Source organism: Candidatus Aminicenantes bacterium (assembly GCA_026393795.1).
GTDB lineage: Bacteria > Acidobacteriota > Aminicenantia > UBA2199 > UBA2199 > UBA2199.
In genome coordinates, this window is the sequence record JAPKZL010000321.1 from 1 (window position 1) to 4,001 (window position 4,001).

General features: G+C 53.1%; 3 protein-coding genes and 1 tRNA gene. All 4 read left to right on the forward strand.

Annotated features, from left to right (window positions below; genetic code table 11):
* A partial coding sequence (locus tag NTW95_15655) for a hypothetical protein (protein ID MCX6558841.1) occupies positions 1–1,071 on the forward strand: 1,071 nt, incomplete at its 5' end.
* 57 nt (positions 1,072–1,128) lie between these two features.
* On the forward strand, positions 1,129–2,562 hold the full coding sequence (locus NTW95_15660; GenBank protein ID MCX6558842.1) for a hypothetical protein: 1,434 nt from the start codon (positions 1,129–1,131) through the stop codon (positions 2,560–2,562).
* 3 nt (positions 2,563–2,565) lie between these two features.
* Positions 2,566–3,495: a PKD domain-containing protein gene (locus NTW95_15665; protein ID MCX6558843.1), complete on the forward strand. Its 930-nt coding sequence runs from the start codon at positions 2,566–2,568 to the stop codon at positions 3,493–3,495.
* A 124-nt stretch (positions 3,496–3,619) separates the two neighbouring features.
* Positions 3,620–3,692 (forward strand) — tRNA-Arg (locus tag NTW95_15670).
* Positions 3,693–4,001: the final 309 nt, after the last annotated feature.

Below are 4,001 nucleotides of genomic sequence, written 5' to 3' on the forward strand. Positions count from 1 at the left end.
CAGAAAGGAGAAAACAATATCAACATTGTTTTCGGCAGCCTTCTGGCGCCTTATTTGCAGAAAGAACTGAAAGAGCGGGTGAGCCGCGGCGAAGGCCTGATCTACATTGCCGACAGCATCCTGGCGGATACGTATATGCAGGAACTGAGCGGCGTCAAGGTGCGCAGCCTGCCGGCGGTGCAGCGCGAGAAAAACATCACCCTTTTGCCGGGCTTGCTCGGCAGCGGCGGCAGCGCAGTGCTGCTTGCCAACTGCAAGCTGATGCTTGAAGTTTTAACTGCCGACACCCAGGTGGTCGGTGAGACGAAGATTGGGAAAAAACCGCTGCTGGCCTATCACGAGTACGGACGCGGCAAGGTGTTGACCATTTGCGTGCCGCTGGAGTGGAGTTTGGGTGGCGACATGTTTGCCCGGATGGTGCTCAACGCCGTCAATCTCTTCAACCAGGAAGTGTTCAGCCGATCGGATCTGGCGCGGGTCATGCCCATGGAGTTGCGGATCAAGAACAACACCAGTGCCGACAAAGTGTTCCGCGTGCAAGAGATAATCCCGCAAACCGCGACCGCTTACGGTTTCAATCCGCAGCCGCTGTCTGGGGAAGGAATCAAGTGGGACGTCAATTTGAAGGTCAACGAGGAGAAAGTGATCAGTTATTGGCTGCAGCTACCCGATGCTATCGGCACTTTTGATATCAAGAGTGAAATCTACAATGGCGCGCAGAAAGTTGACCAGGCGCTGCTCACTTTTGAGGTGGTGCAGAAGGTTACTGACCGGGTGGTCGAGATCATTACCGAAATCAATGTCAACGGCGATACGCAGGCAAAAAAGGCCATAGCGCCACTGAACCGGATCAGAAACCGCGGCAAAGATGACGCCCTGACGCTGTTGTTGAATCTCGACGATGCCATCCAGGCCACGGATCTGGTCGGCAAATCCACCATAGAAGCGGCAGTGCTCTGGCGCCAACAGCTACAAAATGTCATGATGGCATACGCCCGCAATCTCTATGACAAGATTAAAAACCTCGGGCCGTTCGAATTGTCCGCTTTCGGCAGCCGTTTTCAGGAGTAGGGTGAATAGGTACGCCAAATGAAGCAACAGTACTTTTTTTTCCTGATAATTTTGATTATGTGCGGTTGCGCCACGGGGGGGGTGAGTTTCCGCAAGGCGGAGCAGCTCAGGAGCGAGGAAAAGTACCCGGAGGCCATCGAGAACTATATCAAGGCGGCCACGCGCAGCCCCAATGAAGCTCGCTTCCGGCTCAAGTTGATCGAGGCCACAATAGAAGCCTCGAATTACTACTACCGCCAAGCTCTGCAGCATATTAAGGAAAAAAATGAACAACTGGCGCTGCTGGAGCTTGACAAGGCGCTGGAATACAACCCGGCCAACAGCCTGGCCAAGGCCGAGAAGAAGCAGCTGCTCATCCTGTTCGATCCCAATTTCAGGAACAGCAAGCTGGCCATCGCGCTGGAGGAGATCACTTTTTCCCAGGCCCTGGACCGTATATGCCTAATGAAGGAGCTTTTCTACAAAGTGCTTGATGAGAAGACCATCCTCATCATCCCCGATACCGAGGCCAAACACAAAATATACGACGAGCAGATCATCAAAAATTTCTACCTATCCAACCTGAATGCCGAAGAATGCGTCAAACTGATCACCCGGGTGGCGAAGATCAAGAATATCTCCTCCGATCCGACCCACAATTCAATCACGGTGCGCGAAACGGAGGACCGGGTGGCGCTCGTGGAGAGACTGATCAATTTTTATGACAAGAGAAAAGCCGAAGTCATGATGCAGGTCGAAATCCTGGAGGTGAACAAGGACAAGCTGCGCGAGTATGGCCTAGAGCTTTCGCAGTACCAGATCAGCCAGGGGATCACCACGGTCGGGGATGCCAAAAACGTCAAGGGAAACCGCTTTTACTACTTGGACGCCTCGGACTTCAATTTCACCTTTCCCTCGATACTGTACAAGCTGCTGGAAAGCGACAGCGATTCCAAGATGATGGCGCGGCCCCACGTGCGCGGGCTGGACGGAGACAAGGTCGAGATCAAGCTGGGCGACAAGGTCCCGGTGCCGCGCACCACCTTCATGCCCTTTGCCACCGGCGGGGTGGAGCAGCAGCCGATCACCTCGTTCGATTTGCAGGACGTGGGCATTGAAATCGGAATCACGCCGACCATCCACCATGACGCCGAAATCACCCTGGAACTGGATTTCAAGCTGACGTTCATCACCAGCCCCGGCAGCACCACCATTCCTCCAACCATCGGCAACCGCTCGGTGAAGACGACCCTCAGGCTCAAGGATGGGGAGACCGGGGTCATGGCCGGATTGCTGCGCGATTCCGAGCGCAACTCGCTGAAGGGCTTTCCCGGCATCGCCAAAATACCGATCCTCAGGGATATTTTTTCATCTAACATGAGGCAAATTTCCCAAACTGATATCATTTTGAGCATCACGCCGCATATTCTGCGCATGCCCGACATTACCGAAGAAGATCTCCTGCCCATCCTGTCGGGAACCGAGGATAACGTGCATTTGAAAAAAAAGTGATCAATGATGATCAAACCGATTAAAATTGCTGCGGGCTTGCTGGCCCTTTTGCTGCTCGTGATCATGCCGGCCTGCGAAAAAGTGCCTTTTTTTGCCGTGGAAGGGGCCACGCTCATCATTTCGTCCGACAAGGGCCAGTTGAAAACGAGGGGCGACAAGGCCATTATCACGGTCATTGGCTTCAATACCGACGGCGAAGTCCTGCATGACCACACCTTGGTTACGTTCACAGCGACGCTTGGGACGATCACCGCCGCGGTCGAGTTGATGCAAGGGCAGGCGACGGCTGAATTTGTTTCGGGCGACCGCAACGGCATGGCCGAGATCACGGCGCGTTCCGGCACGATCGTCGCCACGCCAACGCCATTGAACATTCAAATTGGCACCGGCAGTGTTGAGATCCTGACCATTCAAGCCAATCCGACGGTTCTCAAGCCTGGCGGCGGACGTTCGCTGATCAATGTCTATGCATTTGACAAAGCCATGAATCCGCTGGCCGACATTCCGATTATTCTTTCGACCAGCTATGGAATCCTTGATCACGGCAACAGCGTTCGCCTGACCGATGCCAGCGGCAGGGTGAGCGATTATCTAAACACGGAAAAAACCGCCAAGGTGACCGCCGAATCGGGCGCCAAGAAAGCGGAGATCGAAGTGAAAGTGGAAGCGAATGAATTGCCCGTGGCCGAATTTTCCATATCGCCGGTCAAGCCGACCGTGGGTGGAACGGTTTACTTCAACGCTAGCCTGAGCGTAGATCACGACGGCAGGATCGTCAGCTGGAGCTGGAATTTCGGCGACGGCGCCAAGGCCAGCGGGCAGGAGGCTTCCCACATATATGATGTGGCGGGAACCTATACCGTCACGTTGAAGGTCGTCGACGACAGCGGCGGCAGCGATGCCTGCGAGAAAACCGTCACGATAAGCGAATAACCAAATCGTCTTCAATCGAACCAGGGTTCCAAATTGGGATAATTATAATCACAATATTGATTTGAAATCTGGTAAAAAACACCTCATAGACTTCAACTGAAAACCATGATAAAATAACTCTAATGCGCCTGTAGCTCAATGGATAGAGCGTTGGCCTCCGGAGCCAAAGGCTATGGGTTCGAATCCCGTCAGGCGCGAACTTTATTCTCAATTCGATCTGTATATGGGTTCGAATACAATCACTATGCGTTCCAAGTTATGTAAGTCTGGAACGCATCTAGTGATTGTATATTGGCGCTAGATGATTTCCCAACTTTTCGACCTTGGGGAAATCATAGCGCCAATATCCCGTCAGGCGCGCACCACTTATTGCCTCATCTAAAAATCTACCTGAAATGCGATTCGTTGCCTCATGAAAAAAACTACCTGAAAAGTAGGAAAATGACATCCACAGCAGCAGGCAAGAGGCCTGGTGAGCGAGGTGTCAGCAATGGGGTTAACAATGG

Coding starts and splice junctions, on each gene's coding strand:
- NTW95_15665 (MCX6558843.1), top strand. CDS start 2,566: ATGATGATCAAACCGATTAAAATTGCTGCGGGCTTGCTGGCCCTTTTG.
- NTW95_15660 (MCX6558842.1), top strand. CDS start 1,129: ATGTGCGGTTGCGCCACGGGGGGGGTGAGTTTCCGCAAGGCGGAGCAG.